The sequence below is a fragment of the Stenotrophomonas sp. SMYL41 genome (assembly GCF_036319965.1).
In the GTDB taxonomy this organism is placed as follows: Bacteria; Pseudomonadota; Gammaproteobacteria; order Xanthomonadales; family Xanthomonadaceae; genus Stenotrophomonas; species Stenotrophomonas maltophilia_R.
On the sequence record NZ_JAWIRX010000018.1, the window covers coordinates 17,362 to 41,268 of the forward strand.

Here is a 23,907-nt window from a genome sequence, read left to right on the forward strand (position 1 = left end):
GTCTTTCCCGGGGGGCTCCCGTATCCTTGCCGCATGCGTAAAGACCCTGTCGAATGGATCCTGCGCGGCCTGTATTCGGTCGTGCTCTACATCCTGCTGCCGATCACCGTGTACCACCTGGTCTGGCGCGGCTTCCGGGTCCGTGAATACTTCCGGCGCTGGGACGAACGCTACGCCTCCTATCCGCAGCCGACCGGCCAGCCGCGGGTGTGGCTGCACGCGGTCTCGGTAGGCGAGGTCAATGCCGCCGCTCCGCTGGTCAATGCCCTGCGCCAGCAGCGCCCGGACATCCGCTGGGTGATCACCACCATCACCCCGACCGGCTCCGAACGCGTGCGCGCGCTGTGGGGCGACGCCCTGGACCATGTCTACCTGCCCTACGACGTGCCGGGCAGCGTCAACCGTTTCCTGGGCCATTTCCAGCCCAGCCTGGCGCTGATCCTGGAAACCGAGCTGTGGCCGAACATGCTGTTCGGCTGCCGTGACCGCGGTATTCCGGTGTACATCCTCAATGCCCGGTTGTCGGCGCGTTCGCTGCGCGGCTACCGGCTGCTGGCCGCACTGATCCGCCGCGCGCTGCGCACCGTCACCTGCGTGGCCGCGCAGTCGCAGGACGATGCCGAGCGCTTCGTGCAGCTGGGGGCGGAGCCCGGCCAGGTGCAGGCGCTGGGCAACCTGAAGTTCGACATCGCCACACCGGATGTGCAGGGCTTCGTCGAACAGTTCCATGCGCGGGTACCGGCCGCTCGTCCCGTGTGGATCGCCGCCAGTACCCATGATGGCGAAGAGCAGGCGGTGATCGACCTGCACCGGCGCCTGCGCCAGCAGCATCCGGACCTGCTGCTGATGTGGGCACCGCGCCATCCCGAGCGTTTCCCGAAGGTGGAAGCACTGGCGCGCGAACAGGGCTGGAGCGTGGCGACCCGCCGCGTGGACCAGTGGCCGCACGCGGCCACCGACGTGTTCGTCATCGATACCCTCGGCGAGCTGATGCCGTTCTATGCCTGCGCCCAGGTCGCCTTCGTCGGCGGCAGCCTGCAGGCCATCGGCGGCCACAACCTGCTGGAGCCGGCCGCGATGGGAACGGCGGCGGTGACCGGCCCGCACCTGCACAACTTTGCGGAAATCTCCCGGCGCATGCGTGAGGCCGGTGCGCTGCTGATCGGTGAGGACGCGCAGGCGGTGGGCGATCTGCTGCAGCACCTGCTCGACGATGCCCAGGCCCGCGAGGACATGGCACGTGCCGGTTGCACGCTGGTCAGCAACGGCCGCGGCGCGCTGCAGCGCACGCTTGCCCTGGTCGCGCCGCACCTGCCCCCGCCGCACGAGTGATTCCGTCAGCGCGGCGTCAGCGGCGCTGGCGAGCATTGTCGTGATCAACTTCATCAATTCTGCTTAGCGACGATTTTTCTGTCGTTGCTGGACCGACCCTGCCAATGGCAGCGTGCCTGCCATCACATCGTGGCGCACACGGCACCGATTCTGATTCCGCAGGGCGACGCAGGCTGCCAGCCTGCTGTCGACCGCGCTTGGGCGGATATCAAGGGAACTTGCGATGGACGGCGACAGGGGCAGGGGCGGCACCGGTGGGGCCCGGCTGGGCATGGACCATCTGGCAGTGGTGGCGCTGACGCTTCTGGTGGGCGGCAGCGTGATCGCGCTGGTGGGTCAGCACACGGCGGCGCAGGCCGGCCCGGCCATCGTGCTGAGCCTGTTGCTGGCCGCACTGGGGGCCGGCCTGGTGCTGTGCTGCCTGCAGGATATGGTGCTGCGGCTGCCGGCGGCAGAGGGCCTGCACGGGCTGCTGGCTGCCAGCTGGGGGCCGCGGGTGGCTGGCGTGCTGGGCGTGGCCCTGCTGCTGGAGCTGGTGGCGACCACGGCGGGCGTGGCGCAGTCCATGGCCCACCATGTATACGCGGTGCTGGCTGCGGAAAGCCTTCAGGCCAGCGACTGGCTACCGGAACAGGTGACGGCGGCGATGGGTCTGCTGATGCTGGGCGCGCTGGCGTTGCTGCCGCCTCGGCGTGCGGTGCTGGTGGCCTGTGCCCTGCTGACGGTGAAGGTCGGTGCGGGGGTGTTGCTGCTGGCGCTCGCGGCACGTTACGTGCACTACGCCCACTGGATTCCCTGGCTGCCACCGGCGACCGCGCCGTATCGCTTTGGGCTGGGCGGTGTGCTGGCGGCTGCGGTGCCGCTGCTGGGGGTATTTGCCAGCGTCGGCTTGGCACTGGGCTTTCCTGCGCTGCGCCGCCGGGGTGCGATGTGGCAGCCGGCCGTGCTGGCGCTGGTCTCGTTGCTGGCGATGTTGCTGCTGATCGTGCTGGCAGCATTGCAGGCCGGGCTGGTCGAGTTTTCCGCGCTGGCCAGTACCCGGCCGCTGTCGGTGGCGCTGCAGATGCATCCGCAACTGCAGTGGATGCTGCCGTTGTTGCCCTTGGCGGGGGCAGCGGGTCTGGCCGCGCTGCAGCTGGTGCTGCTGATGCTGGCCGTGCGGCTGGCAACGTCGCTATGGCCGGGGAGGGGTGATGCGGTGGGACGATCCCGCGCCGGCCTGACCGTGGCGGTGGTCGGGCTGCCAGCGGTGATGCTGGAGTTGTGGCTGCCGCTGGGCACCCTGCCGACGCTGCCGGGTCCGGCAACCCTGCTGGTGATGGCGGCACTGTGCCTGGCGGTGCTGCGTCGACGGAAAGACACGCGGCAGGGCGCAACCGGCCGCGAGCTGATGCTGCCGATGCTGGCCGCCCTTGGCGGCGGCCCTGTGCCTGCTTGCGGCGCTGGAGCGCCTGTGGGCATGGCCAGGCTGAGGATTCGCGGGGCCACGCAACAGGACGGTGCGTGTGGAGGCACCGCCTGCAAAAAAGCCACCCTTGCGTTATTCCCCCCAGCTAAAGATACATAGTTGGGGTGGATTAGCCCCTGGAAACACCCCAGAGCCCCTCTCGTAGGGGCTTTTTTACGCCTAGCGCCCCATGAACTTCTCCCCTAAAATTACATGGTATGTGACTGTGGCGCCTGTTCAGATGCTCCAATGACTGTCGACAACTTGCCGTTGGATGTAGCCAGGCATCCTGATCTCCATCAGTCCCTGAGCGCGATCTACTGGATGCGCGGTCAGATGGCGTAGGTCTATGTTCGTGACCGTGAAGGCCCGCATCTATACAGATGCCACAGGGGCCTATTCTGAGTTGCCCGCACTGCTAACTCCTGCAGGGGTGCTGGAGCCACTTCTTGACTATTGCTTGCACCGTAGCCATGACCGTAGCCTGACGTGGATGTCGAAAGTCACCCGTTCTGTACGGCTGTTCCTGGAGTACCTGCTCTCCAACCCTGCCGAGCGTGACACCTATCGTTTGTTCCAGAACTTTGCGCAGCGGCTGTATACAGGCACCTTCGACCGAAAAACGGGGCTCGATCCGAGCGGTCTTTGTTGGGCTCCACGCGCACCGCAGGATGCCGCGAACATCGTTACCCACTTGACGGACTTCTTTGCGTGGTTAAGCGAGATACGACCTGAAGCTGCTCGGCTGAACCCGCGATATCAAGGTGGGGCCTTCGATCGACAGATAGATGAGGCTGCTTATCAGTTCCGCCGCAGCAAAGCGTTCTTAGGTCACACCTGGGCAGCAAATGCACATCCAACCGAAACTGGACATCGTGTCCGAAGCCAACGCCTGCCGAAGGTGCAGAGCGGGGAGCCTCCCGCCTTTCCCGAAGAGCGATTCGAGGAATTGTTAACGAGAGGATTTCGTGCAGGTAGACGCCAGGACTACCGCGGCATGCTCATTACCTTGCTGTTGCACGGCGCAGGCTTCCGCGAGTCGGAACCCTTCCACCTCTACATTTCGGACGTTTTTCCAGACCCGGGCAACCTAGAGGGGGCAAAAGTGCTCATCCACCATCCGAGCCACGGCTCTGCTCCTAGTGACTGGCGTGACGAACGCGGAAGGGTGCGTAAAGGTACCCGCGCTGAATACCTTTCCCAACAATTCGGCTTGGCGCCTCGCACCTTGGTCATGGATCGGCGCCATGCGGGATGGAAGGGCGGCATGCATGACCAGGCCTACTACAAGCAGGCGTACTGGTTTGTGCCCGAGTATGGCGAATGGTTCCTGCAGTTGTGGCACCGCTATCTGGAACAGGTCGCTCGCATTGATCGCAACCACCCATTCGCCTTTATCAACCTGATCCGCCAGCCCGTGGGTGCCATGTACACGCTGACCCAGTACAACAAGGCACATGCGGCCGCCTGCGAGCGTATCGGGCTCACTGTGGGCAAGGCATTAGGTACTACACCTCACGGCCACCGACATGCCTACGGCCTCCGGCTGCGTACCGCAGGTGTTGAAAAAGCGCATATACGCCGCTTCATGCACCACTCCTCTGAAGCAAGCCAAGAGGTCTATACACAGCCGAGTACCCGTGAAGCGCTGATGGCACTTGAGGCGGCCGCACAACGAATGCGAGATAGGGGACTCAGCACGGCCAATGTGATTGACATAAATCTGAGTTCTGGAATTTAAGGATGACTGAGATCAATAAAGGGGCGAATGCACACCTCAAGAAGAAGGGGGCAGGACGCGAGCAGGACACATCTCTTGGATGGCTCGATCGTGAGCATCCGCACCTAACTGCTTGGCGAATCTTGGCAGTTGAATGGCTGAAAGGCGAGACTCGGGGGCTGCCCAGCAGGCTGAGAGCCTTATCAGCCTTCTTCGATCGCTTCATTGCGCGACAGGGGTTGCCCCACGAACCTAGCGTGTTCCTCGCTCGTAGCACGAGCGTGCCCAACTTCTATCTCACTGCTTGTCCGAACTCTTTTGACGGCATCAAGAACAACAATCACATCAATTCCTTCCTTCAATACGTGCTGCTAAAGGAGTTCAGCGAGGAGACTGACAACGGCCAGTTGGTTGTATCCCCGGCGTTTCACAATCCCGTCCCTCGTATGTCCAGAGAGGGTCTACCCAGGCGTGATGAGAGTGTTCATTCGCCGCTGCCCTATGGATACATCGACGAACTTCGCCAGATTCTTGCTGCTGGACCACACTTCCGCGATTGGCAATGGGCGCAGCAGGCACTGGGGGCGAAAGCTGGTACGCGCGGTAGAACTGCTCCTGACTGGTTTGAGGTAACAGAGGCGCAAATAGATCGAACAGACCCAGATTGCGTATGGCGTATCCGCAAACTCAAGTCGGGATATCGTGGCGGACAGGTTCTGGAGATGTGGAGCCCGGTGCGCTGGGTTGCGCTACTCGTAAAGCTAATCCTGCCACTGCGTACTCACCAGGTACGATTCCTTGATTCCGGCGAAGCCGACACTTGGCGCTTTGAAGCAGGTTCTTGGACGTTGAATCCCAGTCCCCTCGCTGGGGGAAGTGAGCGACGCCCCGTCCAGCTAGGCGTATTTCGACGTAGCCAGCAGCTAGGTGAGAGTGAGTCCTCCGGGGCGGTGCTCTACATCAACACCAATAAGACTGCTGACATGGCGAAGGCTGGTGAGGACAAAGGCTACCTAATGCCGTGGTGCGCAGGTGGGCCGATCCATCAAGACGTCTTCTATTGGCTAGAGAAGATGCGTAACTGGCAGGAAAAGTACAATCCTGTCTCGAGGCGAACAGCCTGGGGAGAGCTCGACGCACGTCACGTCCAAGCAAAAAGCGAGATACAGCTAAGTAGTTATCCGGATGCCTGCTTCTTGTTTAGATTGCCGGAGGAATGCGATGGATCCTCCAATCTACCTCTGCAGCGCGCCGGCCAGCTTGAGGGCTGCTGGTTCCGCCTCCTGTCAGCACTGCAAATCCGCATTGCTGAGCGAGGCGAGACTCACTCTAACGGTGCGCCAATTCAATTCCTTCCGCCTGTGGAGGAACAAAATTGCGGGCTGACCACTCTCTTTCCGCTTCATAGCCTACGCGTTTCGCTCATCACCGCACTGGCCTTAGAAGGACAAGTTCCGTTCCCCGTTCTGCAGAAGCTCGTCGGTCACAGTCGGCTGCTGATGACCCTCTACTATACAAAGCCGGGGCCGACCCATGTTCGCAAGTTGTTGCATAGCGCTGCGGAACGGCTTGAGGCAGGAAAGGAAGTCAGCATTCAGAATTTCCTTCTCGATACGGCTCACGAAGAATTGCTTCAAAAGGCGGTCTGCAATAGCGTCCCTAGCCTCGCCGTGGCCATCCCTCAACATCCCTCCGTACGCAATCCAGTGGGCTGGATGCCAATGCACCATGGGTTGTGCCTGGTTGGAGGCAATACCAGTGAGAATGAGGGCAATAGTGCGATAGGTGGCTGTTACAACGGAGGGGCATACTTGGGATCAGCAACGTCTCAAAAGTACGGACCTGTCCCCGGCGGCAGTCGCAACTGCGTACGCTGCCGCTGGTTTGTGACCGAGCCACATCACCTCCCAGCGCTTGCCGCGCACTTCAACACACTCGCCTATCACTTTGACGAAGCGCGCAACACTTGCCTCACGCGCGAAGAAGAACTTCAGAATATCAAAAGGCAGAAGGCTGACGCTGAGGACAGCGGGCATCCCTTTGTTGCGTTGAACGCACACCGACAGGCAGAGCGGGTGTGGGAAAGCGCCATGAAGCGCTTCAGTGATCTGGCAGAAGACCTGGTGGCTTGCTGGCGTCTAATTGAACGCTGCAAGTTGGCCCTCGGCGATTCGCAAGAAGGCGGTACGCAGTTGATTGCCGCTGGCGAAATGGTTGATGTACAGGCTGTCTTCGAGGAGACAGAGTCAGAACTCCTACAGCTGACGGGCATATGCGATAGCGTTGAGATGTATCCGGATCTTGACCCAGGAAAGGCGGTATTCCGCCGAAGTCAGCTTCTCGATGCCGTGCTCTACAACGATGGCCGACCGCCCTTGTTCATGACGCTCAGCGAACAAGAGCAGCTACTGGCGGGCAATGCGTTCATGCGGCATCTATCTCAGCAGATGGATCCAACCAATCCAATACTCGGCCAACGAGAAGTGATCCGTTTGATGGACGCCGGTGTGCGTCTCAGCCAGCACTTCGACGTCGATCTCTCGCATCTGCTGTCTGTATCTCAACATCCGGCGCAAGGAATCCCTGTCGACCGGGTTCTTCTGGAAGAAGTGAAAGCATGACCGACACAACGAATGTGCACCCCGACGCTGTGCTTGCCGCACTGCTGGCAAAAGGAGGGCGTTCAAATCGGCAGGCGAATCTGGCTAGGATGCATGAGATCTGTAGTAATCAGCACGCCACCGGCTCGCGAGACTTCTCGATTTCAACCATTGGCCGCTTGGCAGAGGCCGAAGGAGTGCTAAAAGGTCGAGCACTCTATAACGCAGCATCCGCCGACTACCGGTCGCTCATTGAGGCTTGGGCGGCCTACGCTGGCCCGCCTCTACCGAGAGTCAAGAAGGTCTTGGCGAGTGATGAATATCTGATGCGTATCGAAGATCCGGCTATTCGATCCATCATGCAGGGCATCATCGCCGAACGTGACAGGCTCAAATCGCAGCTCAATTTGCTGAAGGCCCACACGCAAGTGACAGTTGATCGCCGCCCCCTGGGCGCCACGATCTCGGCGACTGGCGTAGCACCGCCTCTGGCTGTATTCACGCTGTCTGAGCAGTTCACACCATCAGAACGCGAGGCACTCAGGAAAGCGATATCACCAGACTACCTGCAAGAGCGGGGCCTGAAGGAAGGAACTCACGGAGAAATCATCAACGAACGGGGACGGGTCGTGCTTGAGGTTGGCTTTGCAAGAGCGATCCGCAAGATTCTTGGAGATTCGATCACCAAAGGCCGATAGAAAAAGCGCCGACGTCACCGTCGGCGCCTCCACCGTACGATGCATTGCTATGCATCTATACATAGCAATGCAATCGAGTACATCCGTATACGTATCAGTGACATAGGAAGCCACCCATGCATCCTATGTACATTTAGGGTATGAGTCCCTGCGGGTGGCTTCTTCGTTGCCGGCGGGGCGACGGATCAGTGCGTGGTCGTTGCCGGGTTGCCCGCGTCCTGGGTCAGCAGGCGGTTGACGTCCTGCAGCTCGGCCACGTCCAGCGCACCCAGCGACTGGCTCAGCAGCAGGCGGTTCTGCAGGAAGGTGTAGCGGGCCTGGGCGTAATCCAGCTGCGCCGAGAACAGGATGCGCTGGTTCTGGATCACGTCCAGCACGGTACGGGTACCGACTTCCAGGCCGACCTGCGAGGCGTCGTACGCGCTCTGCGCCGAGACCACCGCCAGGCGGCGTGCTTCCACTTCGCTGATGCCCTGAACCAGGGTCTGGTAGGCATTGCGGGTGTTGCGGTCCAGGGCGCGCTTCTGCTGCTCGTAGCCGTCCTGGGCGATGTCACGCTGGGCCAGCGCCTGGCGCACGCCCGACTGGGTGGCACCACCGGAGAAGATCGGCACGCTCAGGGTCAGGCCGATGCTGTTGGTGCGGGCGTCCGGCGACAGCGAACCGGAACCGGTGCTGTCACCCCAGGTCGCGCTCTTGCCCCAGCTGCCGCCCAGCGACAGGGTCGGGTAATGGCCGCCACGGGCGGCCTGCACGCCAGCCTCGGCGGCGCTGACCTTCAGTTCCTGGGCCTTCAGCGCCGGATTCTGGGAGGTGGCCTGCTGCACCAGCTCGTCGATGTTGCCGCGGTTGGCCGGCACTTCCGGGCGGAAGTCCGCCGGCAGGCCACGCAGGTTGGTCACAGGCTGGCCGGTCAGTTCGGTCAGCGCCTGGTAGTTATCGGCCAGGGTGTTCTGCGCAACGATGGTGTTGGCACGCGCCTGGTCGTACTGGGCGCGTGCTTCGTGCACGTCGGTGATCGGCGCCAGGCCCACTTCCAGGCGCTTGTCGGCGAAGTCGAACTGCTTCTTCGCGGCCGCTTCATTGGTCTGTGCGGCGTTCAGCGATTCGATCGCCACCAGCACGTTGAAGTAGGCCGCCGAGGTGCGCACGATCAGGCTGTCGTTGGCCGAATCGAGGGTGAAGTCCGCCGCCTTGCTCAGTTCGCGCTGCGAGCGCAGGTTGTTGATCTGGGTCCAGTTGAACAGCGTCTGGCTGCCATCGATCGTGTAGGTGCGGCGCTTGCTGGTGAACGAGCCGGAGTTGGCGTCGGCATTGGGCTCGCTGCGCGTGCGGTTCAGCTGGGCCTGGCCGTTGATCTGCGGCAGCAGGGCAGCGCGGGCCTGCACGGCGCCTTCCTTGTCGTACAGCCGGGTCGATTCGGCGGCGGACAGCTGCGGATCGCCATTGCGCGCCATTTCGTAGACCTGCAGCAGGTCGGCGGCATGGGCGGACAACGGCAGCAGGGCAGTGGCCAGCGCAACAGCGAGGGATCGGCGGATCATTGCGGCTTCCTTGGACTCAGAGGTGGAACTGGGGGGCCGGGGCGGCACCACGCAGGTAATCGATATCGGTCTCGAACAGGGACTCGCTGCTGCCGTCGGCCTTGACCAGCAGGGCCTCCATCGCCGGCGAGCGGCCGTGGATCACGAACAGGCGACCACCCGGACGCAGCCACGAAGCGAACTGTGACGGCACGACGTCGACCGCACCAGTGACACAGATCACGTCAAAGCGGCGTTCGGTCTGCCAAGACAGGGCGTCGGCCACTTCCACGCGGACATTGGTGCCCAGGCCGGAGGCATCCAGGCGGGCGCGCGCGGCGGCGGCCAGCTCCGGGTCGATTTCCAGGCTCAGTACGTCGCGCGCCAGCGCGCCGATGCAGGCCGACAGGAAGCCGCTGCCGGTGCCGATTTCCAGCACTTCGTCACCCGGCTGCAGGTCCAGCGCCTGCAGGGTACGGCCCTCGATGACCGGCTTCATCATCTTCTGGCCATGGCCGATCGGCAGTTCGACATCGGCGTAGGCCAGTGCCCGGTGCGCATCGGCGACAAAGGCCTCGCGCGGCAGGCGGGCCAGGACGTCGAGCACCTTGATGTCCAGCACGTCCCAGGGACGGATCTGCTGTTCCACCATCAGTTCGCGGGCGTGGGCGTAATCAATCGTCATGAGGTTCAAATCCAGCGCAGTGGGCCGGCCATTTTACCGGTGCCGGAGGCCGGCGGCGCGCCCAGAGCATCAGCTGCCGGGGGGCCGGGGTCGCAGTGCCGGAAGTCATCGCGACCTCCGGTTCATTCAGGTTTGCCGTTTCAGCCGGTTCCGGCCCCTCGCGGCGCATAGGCGCGCAGGAAGAAGTCGATGCTGGCGGTGACATGGACAAGAGGGTCGCACTCCACCGGTGACAGTGGCATGCCGCACATCATATGCATGTGCACTTCGCCCTTGACCAGGGTCAGGAACTGCTGGCCAGCCAGGTAATAGTCGGCGATGTCCAGTTCGCCGCGCTGACCGCGCGCGCGCAGGAAATCGGCCAACGCCTCGCAGGTACGCTCCGGGCCGGCCTGCCAGAACAGCTCGCGCAGGCGCTCATCGGTCTCCGGCGCCATCATCATGCGCTGGATCGAGATCGCCGCGTCGGAGGTGATCAACTCGAAGAAGGCCAGGCCGATACCGATCAGCTGGTCGCGCAATGGGCCGTCAGCGTCGGCCACGAACAGCGCGTCCGGCAGCATTTCGATGCACTTTGACTGCACGGCTTCGGAGAACAGCGTCTCCTTGTCACCGAAGTGGCTGTACACAGTCAGCTTCGAGACGCCGGCCTGAGCGGCGATGGTGTCCATGCTCACGCCGGTATAGCCCTGTTCGATGAACAGTGCCTTGGCTGCTTCAAGGATCGCCGCGCGCTTGCCGAGGTCCTTGGGGCGCCCGGGTCCGGCGGCCTTGGCAGCGGGCTTGGCCGACGGCTTGCGGGAAGTGTGAGAACTCATCGCGACAATACTAGACCAAGCGGTTCGATATTTATACTATACCGGCCGGTTTATTAAATTGGGCCGGCAGTCCCGGCTCTCCCTTAGTTGCAACCCTGCGTTTTCAGGACGTTGACCGATGAAGATCGTGCGCTGGATGGGCGGTATGGTGTGGATGGCTGCGCTGGCAGCCTGTTCGGGACAGGAGCAGGCGCCACAGGCGGCCGTACCGGTGCTGGTGGTTCACCCCGGCGAGCAGGCCGGGCAAGCGCCGGCGGCGTTCCCGGGCACGGTGCGCGCACGGCAGGAAAGTCCGCTGTCGTTCCGCGTCGGCGGCAACCTGGTCAAGCGCCACGTCGATGCAGGGCAACGGGTGAAGAAGGGCGACGTGCTGGCCGAGCTGGACGTAGCAGACTTCGCACTGCAGGCCCGTGCCTCGCAGGCGCAGCTGGCTGCGGCCGAGGCCGATCTGGTGCGTGCCCGCGATGACCTCAAGCGCTACCAGGTGCTGGCCGACCAGCAACTGGTCAGCCGCTCGCAGCTGGACCAGCAGTCCGCGGCCTTCAAGGCCGCGCAGGGGCAGGCCAATGCCGCTCGCGCCAACCTCGATGTGCTGCGCAACCAGGCCGACTACGCACAGCTGCGCGCGCCGGCCGATGGCGTGATCGCCAGCCGCGAGGCCGAAGCCGGGCAGGTGGTGTCGGCCGGCCAGACCATCTTCAACCTGGCCGCCGATGGTGCGCGCGAAGTGCTGATCGACCTGCCCGAGGGCACCATCCGCGACTATGCGGTGGGCCAGCCGGTCGAGGTGGAGCTGTGGAACCGCCCCGGCCAGCGCCTGCCGGGCACGATCCGCGAGATCGCGGCCGCCGCCGATCCGCAGGCGCGCACCTACGCGACCCGGGTCAGCCTGCCGGCCGATGCGCTGGCCGATGTCGAACTGGGCCAGAGCGCGCGCGTCTACAGCAGCGCTGGGCGCCACGGCACCCTGCAGCTGCCGCTCGGCGCGCTGCAGCGCGGCGCCAATGGTGCCGCCAGCGTATGGGTGGTCGATCCGGCCAACAGCACGCTGAAGGCCGCAGCGGTCACCACCGGCGCCTACGGCAGCGAGACGGTGCCGGTGCTGTCCGGGGTGGGCGCCGCTGACTGGGTGGTCGCCGCCGGCGGGCACCTGTTGCGGGCCGGCCAGCCGGTGATCGCCGTGGACCGCCAGAACCGCCCGGTGCTGAAGCCGGCCACGCCGGCCGCTGCCGCCAAGGCCAAGGAGTAAGCCGGTGCGCCGCTTCAATCTTTCCGAGTGGGCGTTGTCCAACCGCCCGTTGGTGCTGTTTGCGATGCTTGCCTTCGCGCTGATCGGCGCGTGGTCGTACAAGCATCTGGGCCAGTCCGAGGATCCGCCCTTCACCTTCAAGGCGATGGTGGTGCGCACGCTGTGGCCGGGCGCCACCGCCGAACAGGTTTCGCGGCAGGTGACCGAGCCGATCGAGAAGGCACTGATGAATACCGGCGAGTACGAGTTCATCCGCTCGTATTCGCGCCCCGGCGAATCGCAGGTCATCTTCATGGCGCGCGACAGCCTGCGCTCCAGGCAGATCCCGGACCTGTGGTACCAGGTACGCAAGCGCGTGGGCGATATCCGTCCCACGCTGCCGCGGGAGATCGTCGGCCCGTTCTTCAATGATGAGTTCGGCGACACCTACGGCAACATCTATGCCTTGACCGGCAAGGGCTTCGACTACGCGGTGATGCGCGACTACGCCGACCGCATCCAGCTGGAACTGCAGCGCGTGCCCGACGTTGGCAAGATCGACCTGGTCGGCCTGCAGGACGAGAAGGTGTGGATCGAGCTGTCCAACACCCGGCTGGCGACGCTGGGTGTGTCGATGCAGCAGGTGCAGCAGGCGTTGGCCGACCAGAATGCAGTGACCGGTACCAGCTTCTTCGAGACCGCCACCGACCGCGTACAGCTGCGCGTGACCGGCCAGTTCAACGACATCGAAGCGATCCGCCAGTTCCCGATCCGTGCTGGCGACCGCACCGTGCACCTGGGCGACATCGCCGAGGTCAAGCGTGGCTTCGCCGATCCGGCGTCGCCGAAGATGCGATTCATGGGCGAAGAAGCGATTGGCCTGGCGGTGGCGATGAAGGATGGCGGTGACATCCTCAAGCTGGGCGCCAACCTCGATGCCGAATTCGAACGCCTGCAGAAGACCCTGCCGGCCGGCATGCAGCTGCGCAAAGTGTCCGACCAGCCGCAGTCGGTGGAGGAGTCGGTCGGCGAGTTCGTGCAGGTGCTGACCGAAGCGGTGGTGATCGTGCTGCTGGTCAGCTTCTTCTCGCTGGGCCTGCGCACCGGCCTGGTGGTGGGCGTGACCATTCCGTTGGTGCTGGCGATGACCTTCTTCGTCATGCACTACTTCGACATCGGCCTGCACAAGATCTCGCTGGGCGCGCTGGTGCTGGCGCTGGGCCTGCTGGTGGACGATGCGATCATCGCGGTGGAGATGATGGCCACCAAGATGGAGCAGGGCTTCGATCGCCTGCGCGCGGCCAGTTTCGCCTGGGAATCCACCGCGTTCCCGATGCTGACCGGTACATTGATCACGGCAGCCGGCTTCCTGCCGATCGCCACGGCCGCCTCGAGCACGGGTGAGTACACCCGTTCACTGTTCCAGGTGGTGACCATCGCACTGGTGGTGTCGTGGATTGCCGCGGTGCTGTTCATCCCATACCTGGGCGACAAGATGCTGCCGGACCTGTTCAATCCGCAGCCGCCGAAGCCGGGCAGCCTGTCCGCGCGCTGGCTGGCCAAGCGCCGGCAGTGGGCCGATCGCTATCCGGCGCTGGCCAACCTGATCGCGCCGCCGCAGCATGGGCACGACCACGATCCCTACCAGCGCCCGTTCTACCGCAGCTTCCGGCGCTTCCTGGACGCCTGCCTGCGCCGCCGCTGGTGGGTGATCGCCGCAACCATCGCGCTGTTCGTGTTCTCGCTGATGATGTTCCGCTTCGTGCCGCAGCAGTTCTTCCCGGACTCGACCCGGCCGGAACTGATGGTGGACATCGAGCTGGCCGAGGGTGCCTCGCTGCGCTCGACCCAGGCCCAGGCCGAGAAGCTGGAAAAGCTGCTGTCCAGCCGCGAGGGCATCGCCAACTACGTGTCCTACGTGGGTACCGGTTCGCCGCGCTTCTACCTGCCGCTGGACCAGCAGCTGCCGGCGACCAACTTCGCCCAGTTCGTGGTGCTGGCCAAGGACATCGAATCGCGCGAAACCACCCGCGACTGGCTGCTGCACGAGGTGATCCCGAAGTTCCCGGATGTGCAGATGCGCGTGACCCGCCTGGAGAACGGCCCGCCGGTCGGCTACCCGGTGCAGATGCGCATCTCCGGCGAGCACATCGAGAAGGTGCAGGCGATCGCGCGCCAGGTCGAGGCCAAGGTGCGTGAGAACCCGCACGTGATGAACGTCAACCTGGACTGGAGCGAGCCGAGCAAGGTGGTGCGGCTGGTGATCGACCAGGAGCGTGCCCGCGCGCTGGGCGTGAGCAGTGCCCAGGTCAGCCAGTTCCTGGCCAGTTCGCTCGCCGGCCAGTCGGTGAGCGTGTACCGCGAAGGCAACCGCCAGATCGAGATGCTGCTGCGTGGACCGGCCGATGAACGCAACCAGCTGGAGCTGCTGTCCAGCCTGTCGATGCCGACCGCCAACGGCGGCAGCATCACGCTGTCGCAGGTAGCGACGATGGAGTACGGCTTCGAGGACGGCATCATCTGGCACCGCAACCGGTTGCCGACCGTGACCGTGCGGGCCGACATCAGCGATGGCATGCAGGCGCTGGACGTGGTCCACCAGATCGTGCCCACGCTGGATGGCATCCGTGCCGAGCTGCCCAGCGGCTACCTGCTGGAGACCGGCGGCACCGTGGAGGATTCGGCGCGCGGCCAGAACTCGATCAAGGCCGGCATGCCGCTGTTCCTGGTGGTGGTGGCCACGCTGCTGATGCTGCAGTTGCGCAGCTTCTCGCGTGCGGCGATGGTGCTGGTGACCGCGCCGTTGGGCATCATCGGTGCAACCCTGTTCCTGCTGCTGTTCCGCGCGCCGTTCGGCTTCGTCGCGCTGCTGGGCACGATCGCGCTGGCCGGCATGATCATGCGCAACTCGGTGATCCTGATCGACCAGATCCAGCAGGATATCGACGCCGGGCATGACCGCTGGCATTCGATCATCGATGCGACGGTGCGCCGCTTCCGCCCGATCGTGCTGACCGCGCTGGCGGCCGTGCTGGCGATGATTCCTCTGTCACGCAGTGCGTTCTACGGCTCGATGGCGATCTCGATCATGGGCGGGCTGATCGTGGGCACGGTGCTGACCCTGGTGTTCCTGCCGGCGCTGTACGCGGCGTGGTTCCGGGTCAAGCCGGACGAATCCGGGGCGTGATGCCCCGGGTTTTCCGCCTGGGGTCGGATCCCTTTCCCGCTGGGAATGGGCTCTGACCCCATCCACGATGTGCACATCCACGCACGGCGTGGATCTACTGCAGCTGCAGGCCGGTCTTCAGCACTGGCAGCAGCCATTCGATGAACACCTGCACGCGTGGCGCGCGGTGTTGCCGATGCGGCTGCAGCAAGGTGACCGGCAAGGGCTGTGCGACATGCTGTGGCATCACTTCCACCAGTGCACCCGAGTTCAGTTCGGCCTGCACGTCGTAGCGCGGAATCTGCAGCAACCCCAGCCCGGCCACGCAGCAGGCGATCGAGGCCTCGGCGCTGTTGACCCGTACCCAGCCGGGCATCGGCACTGTGCGCAGCTGGCCGCCGTCCTGCCATTCCCAGGGTTCCACCCGGGCCGTGGTCGGCGACGCGTAGTTCACCGCGCGGTGCTGCTGCAGGTTGGCGGGGTGCTGCGGCACACCGTGTTCACGTAGGTAGGCCGGCGCGGCAACGTTGACGAAGTCGAGCTGGCCCAGCGTGCGCGCCACCAGACTGGAGTCGCCCAGCTGGCCGACCCGCAGCACCGCATCACAGCCGTCTTCGATGAGGTTCACCGCGCGGTCGGTCATGCCCAGGTCCACTTCAACGTGTGGATGGCGCGCGAAGAAGTCGGGCAGGGCCGGGGCGAGGATGCGACGGCCGATGCGGCTGGGCACATCGATCTTCAGCAGGCCCACCGGCTGCGCGTCGTCCTGCCGGAACAGGGATTCGGCCGCTTCAACTTCGGCAATCAGGCGCAGGCAACGGGCATGGAACACATCGCCGTCATGCGTGGTGGAAACCCGGCGGGTCGAGCGCTGCAGCAGCCGGGTACCGAGCCGCTGCTCCAGCTCCGCAATCGCTGCCGAGACGGTGGAGCGGGGCAGGCCGAGCTGGTCGGCGGCGCGGGTGAAGCTGGCGCATTCCACGACCCGGGTGAAGATGCGGAAACGATCGATCCGATCCATTGTTCGCTGACTCTGGAAAGTTAAGTCAATGTGGCGGGCTTTATCCGCATTTTCTGCACGATATCGTCGTCAGGGCAGGGTTGCCACCCCGGGCAGCCCCCTCGCGAGACCGAAGCCATGACCGACCATTCCCTCAAGGGCAAGACCGTACTGATCGCCGGTGGCGCCAAGAACCTGGGCGGACTGATCGCCCGCGACTTCGCCAGCCAGGGTGCCAAGGCCATCGTCATCCACTACAACAGTGCCGCCACCCAGGCCGATGCAGAAGCGACCGTCGCCGCCGTGCAGGCCGCCGGCAGCACAGCGGTGGCCCTGCAGGGAGACCTGACCTCTGCGGCAGCGATGGAGCGCTTGTTCGCCGATGCCGTGGCTGCGGTTGGCCGTCCCGACATCGCAATCAACACCGTCGGCAAGGTGCTGAAGAAGCCACTGCTGGAGATCAGCGAAGCGGAGTACGACGAGATGAGTGCGGTCAACGCGAAGGCTGCGTTCTTCTTCCTCAAGGAGGCCGGCCGCCACGTCAACGACGGCGGCCGCATCTGCACCCTGGTCACCTCGCTGCTGGGCGCGTTCACGCCGTTCTATTCCAGCTACGCCGGTACCAAGGCACCGGTCGAGCACTTCACCCGCGCGGCGTCGAAGGAGTTCGGTGAGCGTGGCATCTCGGTGACCGCGATCGGCCCGGGTCCGATGGATACGCCATTCTTCTATCCGGCCGAGAGTGCCGATGCGCAGGCGTATCACAAGACCGCAGCGGCGCTTTCCGCGTTCACCCGCACCGGCCTGACCGACATCGCCGACATCGTGCCGTGGATCCGCTTCCTGGTCACCGACGGCTGGTGGATGACCGGGCAGACCATCCTGGTCAATGGGGGTTACACCACCAAGTAACGCAGCCACGCATGAGGGGCTCTACCAGGCCTCGGTAGAGCCACCCCACGGGCGGCTGCGCATGGTTCAATGCCGGGCAACGGCCACGCATCGCGTGGCTCTACTGCACAGCGATTACGCGCTCAGGCGCGCCAGCACCGCATCCGTTGCGGCAGCGGTGCTCACCGCCCGGCCCTTGGCGGCCAGGTCGGCGGTGAACACGCCATCGTCCAGCACCGCATGCACGGCCGCCTCCACCGCGGCGGCTTCGGCTTCCAGCCCCAGCGAATGGCGCAGCAGCATCGCCGCGCTGAAGATCGTCGCGTAGGGATTGGCAATGCCCTTGCCGGCGATGTCCGGGGCCGAACCGTGGATCGGTTCGTAGATGCCGACCGCGCCCGGTTCGCCCAGCGATGCCGACGGCAGCAGGCCCAGCGAACCGGCCAGCATTGAAGCCTCGTCGGTGAGGATGTCGCCGAACATGTTCTCGGTCACGATCACGTCGTACTCGCGCGGCTTGGCCAGCAGGTGCATGGCCATCGAATCGACCAGCTGGTGCTCCAGCGCTACGTCCGGGAACTCGTCGCGACCGATGCGCGCGGCCACGTCACGCCAGAGTCGCGAGGTCTCCAGCACGTTGGCCTTGTCCACCGAGGTGACCTTGCCGCGACGCTGCTGCGCCAGGCGGAACGCACTGCGCAGGACGCGTTCGATCTCGGCCACGGTGTAGCGGCACAGGTCGCTGGCGCTGCCGGCATCGCGGGTCTTGTCGCCGAAGTAGATGCCGCCGGTCAGTTCACGCACCACCACGAAGTCCACCCCCTGCAGCAGCTCGGCCTTGATCGGCGAGGCGTGCAGCGCGGCTTCGTGGGTACGCACCGGGCGCAGGTTGGCATACAGGCCCAGTGCCTTGCGGATCGCCAGCAGGCCCTGTTCCGGGCGCACCTTGGCGTTCGGGTCGGACCACTTCGGGCCACCGACCGCGCCCAGCAGCACCGCATTCGCGGCCTGGCAGGCCGCCAGGGTCGACGCCGGCAGCGGTTCGCCGTGGCGGTCGATGGCGATGCCACCGATATCGTGCTCGCTGAAGGTGAAGGTGTGGTTGAAGCGTTCGGCGACCGCCTTCAGGACGGCCACTGCCGCGGCGGCCACTTCCGGGCCGATGCCATCACCGGGCAGGACAACAATTTCAGCGTGCATGCTCACTCTCGTAGCGTTCGATTTCAGGGACACGGCCCAACAGATACCCCAACTGGTCGACGCCTTCCAGCAGGCAGGTCTGCGAGAAGCCATCCAGCGGGAAGGAATAGACGCGGCCGTCCGGCGTGCGCAGTTCGCGCGAGGCCACGTCGATGGTCAGCTCGTCGTCCGGGCGCTGCATCAGCGCCTGCACGTCGGCTTCGTCCAGCACGATCGGCAGCAGGCCGTTCTTCAACGCGTTGCCGCGGAAAATGTCGGCGATCTCGCTGCTGACGATGGCGCGCAGGCCCAGGTCGGTCAGTGCCCAGGGCGCGTGTTCGCGCGACGAGCCGCAGCCGAAGTTGCGGCCGGCCAGCAGGATGCTGCGGCCAGCGTTGTGCGGCTGGTTGAAGGCGAAGTCGGCTACTGGTGCGCCGTCGGCCTGCCAGCGCCAGTCATTGAACGCGTTGCGGCCGAGGCCGGCGCGTTCGGTGGTGGACAGGAACCGGGCCGGGATGATCTGGTCGGTGTCGATGTTGGTCTGGCGCAGCACCACGCTGGCCGAGGTCAGGGTACGGAAACCGGCCATCACGCCACCTCCTGTGCGAACAGGTCGCGGGTATCGGCAACGTGCCCGTTCACTGCGGCCCACGCGGCGCTCATCGGCGAGGCCAGCAGCGTGCGCGAACCGGGACCCTGGCGGCCCTCGAAATTGCGGTTGCTGGTGCTCACGGCCAGCTGGCCGGGTGCGACCAGATCGCCGTTCATGGCGATGCACATCGAGCAGCCCGGTTCGCGCCATTCGGCACCGGCCGCACGCACGATCTCGTCGATGCCCTCAGCCTCGGCCTCGCGCTTGACGATCTCCGAACCCGGCACCACCAGCATGCGCACCCGCTCGGCGACGCGGCGACCGCGCAGGACCTGCGCCACTTCGCGCATGTCGCTCAGGCGGCCATTGGTGCACGAACCGACGAACACCACATCCACCGGCGTACCCGCCAGCGCCTTGCCGGCCTGGAAGTGCATGTAGTCCAGGCCCTTCTGTGCGGCGGCATCATTGGCCGCTGGAATCGGCGCATCCACCGCGATGGCGGTGCCCGGGTGGGTGCCCCAGGTCAGGGTGGGGCGGATATCGGCGGCGTCGATGTGCACCTCGTTGTCGAAGCGTGCGCCTTCATCGCTGCGCAGCTGCTGCCAGCGTGCCACGGCAGCGTCGAAGTCGGCGCCCTTGGGACCACGCGGGGTCGCGGCGACGAAGTCGAAGGTGACCTGGTCCGGCGCCACCATGCCGGCGCGTGCGCCGGCCTCGATCGACATGTTGCACAGGGTCATGCGCTGTTCCATGTCCATCGCTTCGATGGTGCTGCCACGGAACTCGATCACGTGGCCGGTGCCACCGTTGACGCCGATCACGCCGATGATGTGCAGCACCACATCCTTGGCACCGACGCCCGGCGCCAGGACGCCATCGACGGTGATTGCCAGGGTCTTGGCCTTGCGCTGCAGCAGGCACTGCGTGGCCAGCACGTGGCCGACCTCGCTGGTGCCGATGCCGAAGGCCAGCGAGCCGAACGCACCATGGGTGGAGGTGTGGCTGTCGCCGCACACGATGGTCATGCCGGGCTGGGTGAACCCCTGTTCCGGGGCGATCACGTGGACGATGCCGCGGTTGTCCGAGGCCATGTCGAACAACTCGATGCCGTGCTCGGCGCAGTTGCGCGCCAGCGTGGCGACCTGGGCTTCGGAGGCGGCGCTGGCGTAGGGCAGCGTGCCGTCGGCGGCGGCCGGCAGGGTTGGCGTGGAGTGGTCCATCGTTGCCTTGGTACGGTCCGGCCGGCGCGGTGACAGGCCGCGTTGGCGCAGTTCGGTGAACGCCTGCGGCGAGGTCACCTCGTGGATCAGGTGCAGGTCGATGTACAGCACGGCGGGCGCGCTGTCGGATTCAGGGACAACCACGTGGGCGTCCCACAGTTTGTCGTACAGGGTGCGGGGTGCGGAGGTCATGCGTATGCCTGGCAGAAGTACGAAGTTGCGGACATCGGAAAAGTTGACGAATGGATCATGTCAGCGGCGACGGGCAAGTACCCGCAGCCGCACGTAGTCGGCCAGCGGCTGGCCGGCGGCGTTGCGCGGCAGGTCGGCCAGCAGCGCGGTGGCGGCCTCGCGCACGGTCGCGCGTGCCTCGGCGGGCAGGTCGTCCAGCAGCGGTGCGGCGAACACCCGCAGCCAGCCGGCCACGCCGGTCGGCAGTGCGGTCGGGCGCGGCGTGCACTCGATCAGCTGCACCTGGAAGCCATGCTGGCGCAGGCGATCGGCGTAGGCATCGGCTGTGGGGAAGTACCACTGGAAGGCGCTGGCACCATGGCCGTGGGCCACGCGCGCGGCCTGCACCGCCGCGACGATGGTGGCCACGTTGCCATGGCCGCCGAACTCGGCGACGAAGCGGCCGCCAGGGCGCAGGGCGCGGCGCACGCCTTCCAGCACCTGATCGGGGTTGGCCATCCAGTGCAGTGCGGCGTTGCTGAACACCGCATCGAATGCGTTGTCGAAGGTCAGTGCGTGGCCATCCATCACCTGCGCATCGACACCGCGCGCACGCGCGGCGATCACCAGTTCAGGCGACGCATCCACGCCGCGGATGTGTGCGCCACTGAGCGCCAGTTCGGTGCTGAGCATGCCATCGCCACAGCCCAGGTCGAGGATGCGTTCACCGGCGCGCGGGTCGAGCAGGCGCGATACCGCGCCGCCGAGCAGCGGCACGAAGCCGGCGTCGATCGCATAGTCCTGGGCGTTCCACTGCTGGCCAGCGGCGCTGGCCGGGGTGGGGGTGTCGAAGGCGCTCATCTCGGGTTCCTCAGGCGGTGGCGGGGGTGGGAACGTCGGCGCTGCTGGGGGCGGTAGCCTGGCGCTGGCGCAGCAGGCGGTTGGCCACATCCAGCCAGGCCAGTGCGGAGGCTTCAATGATGTCCTTGCTGGTACCGGTACCGTCGTACTCCACGCCTTCGTGGCGCACGCTCAGGTTGGCCTCGCCGCGCGCATCGGCGCCGATGCCGACGCTGTGTACGTGGTAGCTGTCCAGCATCAGCTGCACGCCGGTGGCAGCCGACAGTGCGCCGAACAGCGCATCGACCGGGCCGTCGCCCTGTGCGGTCTCGGCCACGCGGTTGCCGTCCGGATCGGACAGTTCGACCAACGCATTGGCGCGGCTGCCGACGTCGCTGATGGTCATCGACGCCAGGCGGTAGCCCTGCGCGTTGGAGCCGCCCTGCATCAGCGTCTGCAGGTCGGCATCGGTGACCACGCGCTGCTGCTCGCACAGCCCCTTGAACTGCTCGAACACCAGCTTCAGTTCGTCTTCGTCCAGCCAGAAGCCCAGCGCACGCAGGCGCGCTTCGACGGCGGCGCGGCCACTGTGGCGGCCCAGCACCATCTGTGAATCCTCCCAGCCCACGTCTTCCGGCCGCATGATTTCGTAGGTGCCGCGATGGCGCAGCATGCCGTGCTGGTGGATGCCCGATTCGTGGGCAAAGGCATTGGCGCCGACGATGGCCTTGTTGCGCTGTACCGGCATGCCGACCAGGCGCTGCAGCAGCTGCGAGGTGCCGACGATGCGCGGGGTATTGATCGAGCTGTCCTGCTCGTAGAAGGCCTGGCGCACCTTCAGCACCATTGCGATTTCTTCCAGCGAGCAGTTGCCGGCGCGCTCGCCGATGCCGTTGATGGTGCACTCGACCTGCCGGGCGCCGCCTTCGACGGCGGCCAGCGAGTTGGCCACGGCCAGGCCCAGGTCGTTGTGGCAATGCGCACTGAAGATCACGTTGGCGGCATTCGGCACGTCGGCGACACCGGCGATGACCTGCTGGAACATCGCGCGGATTTCTTCCGGCGTAGTGAAGCCGACGGTGTCGGGCAGGTTGATGGTGGTGGCGCCAGCGGCGATCGCCACGCGCGAGACCTCGATCAGGTAGTCCAGTTCGGTACGGGTGGCATCCTCGGCCGAGAACTCGACATCGTCGATGTAGGACCGGGCCAGCGAGACGTGCTTGCGTACCGACTCCAGTACCTGCTCGCGGGTCATGCGCAGCTTGTGCTCGCGGTGCAACGGGCTGGTCGACAGGAACACGTGCAGGCGCGGGTTGGCGGCGGCCTCCAGGGCACGTGCCGAGGTCTCGATGTCGGCCTGCAGGCAGCGCGACAGCACCGCCAGGCTCAGGCTGGGGCGGCGCAGTTCGCGGCCGATCAGCGCCATCGCCTCGCGGTCGGACTGCGAGCTGGCCGGGAAGCCGGTCTCGATGATGTCCACGCCCAGTTCATCCAGCGCACGCGCCATCACCAGCTTCTGCGGTGGGCTCATGCTGCAGCCGGGGGACTGCTCGCCGTCACGCAGGGTGGTGTCGAAGATGCGGATGCGCGGGGTGGTAATTCGTTCGATGGTGGTCACAGGGAAATCTCCTCGACAGCGGGTGCAACGGCTTGCAGGGGGGAAGGGGAAGAGGTGGGAGATGCGGAAGCGCTGGCCCTGCCGGGCGAGCGCGGGGTTTCACTGCGCCGTCGCCGTGGTTTGCGTGGCGGGCGCGGGCGGATGTCGGTGAGCAGGCCGGCCAGAACGCCGGCATCGATATTGCCGCCGGAGACCACTGCGCACTTGCGGCGGCCGGCGACGCGGCGGCCAGCGGCCAGCGCCAACGCGCCCGCGCCCTCGGCGATGATGTGTTCCTCCAGCGCCAGCCGGACCAGGGTTTCGCGCAGTTCGGCCTCGCGCACGATCACCACGTCGTCCAGCAGCGAGGTGCACAGGCGGCGGGTCAGGAAGCCGGGAATCTTCACCCGGACGCCATCGGCCAGCGACGCGACGGGGGCGATCTCGCGCACGTCGCCACGGATCGCACGCGCCATCGAGTCGACGCCCTCCACCTGCGCGCCGACCACGCGCACGCCCTGCGATTTCAGTGCCAGTGCAACGCCGGACGCCAGCCCACCGCCGCCGATCGGAACGATTACCACGTCCGGCGCGTGTGCGGCCAGCTCGATGCCGACCGTGCCCTGGCCGGCGATCACGTCGGCATCGTCGAACGCGGACAGGAAGCGGTAGCCGTGGCGTTGTGCCAGATCGACCGCGAAGGCGTAGGCCTCGTCATAGCTGTTGCCGTGCTGGCGCACGGTCGCGCCCCAATGGGCGACGCCGGCGATCTTGGTGGCCGGTGCGCCATGCGGCATCACGGTGATGGCCGGCACGTCCAGGCGGTAGGCGGCCCACGCCACGCCTTGGGCGTGGTTGCCGGCCGAGGCACAGATCACCGGCCGGGTATCGCCGCGCTCGCGGCCGGCCAGCAGCGCGTTCAACGCGCCGCGCACTTTGTAGGACCCGGTGCGCTGCAGGTTCTCCAGCTTCAGCCAGGTGCCGAAGCGCTCGGAATGGTGCAGCGGGGTGTGCGGCAGGAAGCGGCGCAGCCGGGCCTGCGCCGCCAGTACGTCGGCGACGCTTACGTCGCCGACATCGCTTTCCTGGCTGGCATCAGCGGCCGGCATGGGCCACCGGCGCGGTGCAGGCGACCGCCGCATGCGGGCACGGGCGGCGAAGAAGACGCCTCCGTACCGGCACCGTGCTCGCTACGGT

General features: G+C 65.6%; 17 protein-coding genes and 1 pseudogene. 8 read left to right on the top strand and 10 right to left on the bottom strand.

All coding sequences use genetic code 11. The features are described from left to right. Positions 1-33: 33 nt before the first annotated feature. The 5 genes and pseudogenes from waaA (at position 34) to gmtX (ending at position 7,797) form a co-directional block, all read left to right on the top strand. Positions 34-1,332: a lipid IV(A) 3-deoxy-D-manno-octulosonic acid transferase gene (waaA, locus tag V3B30_RS18170; protein ID WP_262083708.1), complete on the top strand. Its 1,299-nt coding sequence runs from the start codon at positions 34-36 to the stop codon at positions 1,330-1,332. A gap of 223 nt (positions 1,333-1,555) precedes the next feature. Continuing rightward, positions 1,556-2,804 (top strand): annotated as a pseudogene (locus V3B30_RS18175) (amino acid transporter). Between the two features lie 324 nt (positions 2,805-3,128). Continuing rightward, positions 3,129-4,520: a gamma-mobile-trio recombinase GmtY gene (gene gmtY / locus V3B30_RS18180; RefSeq protein WP_049417540.1), complete on the top strand. Its 1,392-nt coding sequence runs from the start codon at positions 3,129-3,131 to the stop codon at positions 4,518-4,520. 2 nt (positions 4,521-4,522) lie between these two features. Beyond that, a complete protein-coding gene (locus V3B30_RS18185; protein ID WP_049417539.1) occupies positions 4,523-7,120 on the top strand; it encodes an integrase family protein in 2,598 nt (865 codons plus the stop codon). Next, on the top strand, positions 7,117-7,797 hold the full coding sequence (gmtX, locus tag V3B30_RS18190; protein WP_049417537.1) for a gamma-mobile-trio protein GmtX: 681 nt from the start codon (positions 7,117-7,119) through the stop codon (positions 7,795-7,797). Before V3B30_RS18185 ends, gmtX begins: the two co-directional genes overlap by 4 nt. A 185-nt stretch (positions 7,798-7,982) precedes the next feature. Here the strand turns inward: gmtX and V3B30_RS18195 are convergent, their stop codons facing one another. From V3B30_RS18195 to V3B30_RS18205, 3 genes are all read right to left on the bottom strand, one after another. Beyond that, positions 7,983-9,341: a TolC family outer membrane protein gene (locus tag V3B30_RS18195; protein WP_100473860.1), complete on the bottom strand. Its 1,359-nt coding sequence runs from the start codon at positions 9,339-9,341 to the stop codon at positions 7,983-7,985. A gap of 16 nt (positions 9,342-9,357) precedes the next feature. Then, positions 9,358-10,005: a protein-L-isoaspartate O-methyltransferase gene (locus tag V3B30_RS18200; protein WP_014648346.1), complete on the bottom strand. Its 648-nt coding sequence runs from the start codon at positions 10,003-10,005 to the stop codon at positions 9,358-9,360. A 140-nt stretch (positions 10,006-10,145) separates the two neighbouring features. After that, a complete protein-coding gene (locus tag V3B30_RS18205; protein ID WP_262083709.1) occupies positions 10,146-10,823 on the bottom strand; it encodes a TetR/AcrR family transcriptional regulator in 678 nt (225 codons plus the stop codon). Between the two features lie 118 nt (positions 10,824-10,941). Between V3B30_RS18205 and V3B30_RS18210 the strand changes: the two genes are divergently transcribed. Both V3B30_RS18210 and V3B30_RS18215 read left to right on the top strand, forming a co-directional pair. Then, positions 10,942-12,072, top strand: a complete 1,131-nt coding sequence (locus tag V3B30_RS18210; RefSeq protein WP_100473858.1) for an efflux RND transporter periplasmic adaptor subunit — start codon at positions 10,942-10,944, stop codon at positions 12,070-12,072. 4 nt (positions 12,073-12,076) lie between these two features. Continuing rightward, entirely contained in the window at positions 12,077-15,238 is a 3,162-nt protein-coding gene (locus V3B30_RS18215; RefSeq protein WP_262083710.1) for an efflux RND transporter permease subunit, read from the top strand. Positions 15,239-15,332: 94 nt separating this feature from the next. Here the strand turns inward: V3B30_RS18215 and V3B30_RS18220 are convergent, their stop codons facing one another. Continuing rightward, entirely contained in the window at positions 15,333-16,238 is a 906-nt protein-coding gene (locus tag V3B30_RS18220) for a LysR family transcriptional regulator (RefSeq protein WP_100473856.1), read from the bottom strand. A 117-nt stretch (positions 16,239-16,355) separates the two neighbouring features. Here V3B30_RS18220 and V3B30_RS18225 point away from each other — a divergent pair, with 117 nt between their 5' ends. Beyond that, a complete protein-coding gene (locus tag V3B30_RS18225) occupies positions 16,356-17,129 on the top strand; it encodes an SDR family oxidoreductase (protein ID WP_100473855.1) in 774 nt (257 codons plus the stop codon). A gap of 114 nt (positions 17,130-17,243) precedes the next feature. Here the strand turns inward: V3B30_RS18225 and leuB are convergent, their stop codons facing one another. The 6 genes from leuB to V3B30_RS18255 are packed head-to-tail and all read right to left on the bottom strand — an operon-like array spanning position 17,244 to position 23,819. Then, on the bottom strand, positions 17,244-18,308 hold the full coding sequence (gene leuB / locus V3B30_RS18230; protein WP_262083711.1) for a 3-isopropylmalate dehydrogenase: 1,065 nt from the start codon (positions 18,306-18,308) through the stop codon (positions 17,244-17,246). Beyond that, positions 18,298-18,876 carry a 3-isopropylmalate dehydratase small subunit gene (leuD, locus tag V3B30_RS18235; RefSeq protein WP_100473853.1) on the bottom strand — a complete coding sequence of 193 codons (579 nt, stop codon included), beginning with the start codon at positions 18,874-18,876 and terminating at the stop codon, positions 18,298-18,300. Before leuD ends, leuB begins: the two co-directional genes overlap by 11 nt. After that, entirely contained in the window at positions 18,876-20,294 is a 1,419-nt protein-coding gene (gene leuC / locus V3B30_RS18240) for a 3-isopropylmalate dehydratase large subunit (protein WP_262083712.1), read from the bottom strand. The genes leuD and leuC overlap by 1 nt, the downstream gene beginning before the upstream one ends. Before the next feature lie 60 nt (positions 20,295-20,354). Further along, on the bottom strand, positions 20,355-21,134 hold the full coding sequence (locus V3B30_RS18245; protein ID WP_262083713.1) for a class I SAM-dependent methyltransferase: 780 nt from the start codon (positions 21,132-21,134) through the stop codon (positions 20,355-20,357). A 10-nt stretch (positions 21,135-21,144) separates the two neighbouring features. Beyond that, positions 21,145-22,731 (bottom strand): 2-isopropylmalate synthase, encoded by a 1,587-nt coding sequence (locus V3B30_RS18250; RefSeq protein WP_262083714.1) that lies wholly within the window; start codon positions 22,729-22,731, stop codon positions 21,145-21,147. Further along, a complete protein-coding gene (locus tag V3B30_RS18255; RefSeq protein WP_262083715.1) occupies positions 22,728-23,819 on the bottom strand; it encodes a threonine dehydratase in 1,092 nt (363 codons plus the stop codon). The genes V3B30_RS18250 and V3B30_RS18255 overlap by 4 nt, the downstream gene beginning before the upstream one ends. Positions 23,820-23,907 lie beyond the last annotated feature (88 nt).

Bases quoted from the DNA above. Each gene is read 5' to 3' on its own strand.
- V3B30_RS18210 (WP_100473858.1), top strand. From the start codon at position 10,942: ATGAAGATCGTGCGCTGGATGGGCGGTATGGTGTGGATGGCTGCGCTG.
- gmtX (WP_049417537.1), top strand. From the start codon at position 7,117: ATGACCGACACAACGAATGTGCACCCCGACGCTGTGCTTGCCGCACTG.
- V3B30_RS18200 (WP_014648346.1), bottom strand. From the start codon at position 10,005: ATGACGATTGATTACGCCCACGCCCGCGAACTGATGGTGGAACAGCAG.
- leuB (WP_262083711.1), bottom strand. From the start codon at position 18,308: ATGCACGCTGAAATTGTTGTCCTGCCCGGTGATGGCATCGGCCCGGAA.
- leuD (WP_100473853.1), bottom strand. From the start codon at position 18,876: ATGGCCGGTTTCCGTACCCTGACCTCGGCCAGCGTGGTGCTGCGCCAG.
- V3B30_RS18255 (WP_262083715.1), bottom strand. From the start codon at position 23,819: ATGCCGGCCGCTGATGCCAGCCAGGAAAGCGATGTCGGCGACGTAAGC.
- V3B30_RS18185 (WP_049417539.1), top strand. From the start codon at position 4,523: ATGACTGAGATCAATAAAGGGGCGAATGCACACCTCAAGAAGAAGGGG.
- V3B30_RS18245 (WP_262083713.1), bottom strand. From the start codon at position 21,134: ATGAGCGCCTTCGACACCCCCACCCCGGCCAGCGCCGCTGGCCAGCAG.
- gmtY (WP_049417540.1), top strand. From the start codon at position 3,129: ATGTTCGTGACCGTGAAGGCCCGCATCTATACAGATGCCACAGGGGCC.
- V3B30_RS18205 (WP_262083709.1), bottom strand. From the start codon at position 10,823: ATGAGTTCTCACACTTCCCGCAAGCCGTCGGCCAAGCCCGCTGCCAAG.
- leuC (WP_262083712.1), bottom strand. From the start codon at position 20,294: ATGACCTCCGCACCCCGCACCCTGTACGACAAACTGTGGGACGCCCAC.
- V3B30_RS18225 (WP_100473855.1), top strand. From the start codon at position 16,356: ATGACCGACCATTCCCTCAAGGGCAAGACCGTACTGATCGCCGGTGGC.
- waaA (WP_262083708.1), top strand. From the start codon at position 34: ATGCGTAAAGACCCTGTCGAATGGATCCTGCGCGGCCTGTATTCGGTC.
- V3B30_RS18220 (WP_100473856.1), bottom strand. From the start codon at position 16,238: ATGGATCGGATCGATCGTTTCCGCATCTTCACCCGGGTCGTGGAATGC.
- V3B30_RS18195 (WP_100473860.1), bottom strand. From the start codon at position 9,341: ATGATCCGCCGATCCCTCGCTGTTGCGCTGGCCACTGCCCTGCTGCCG.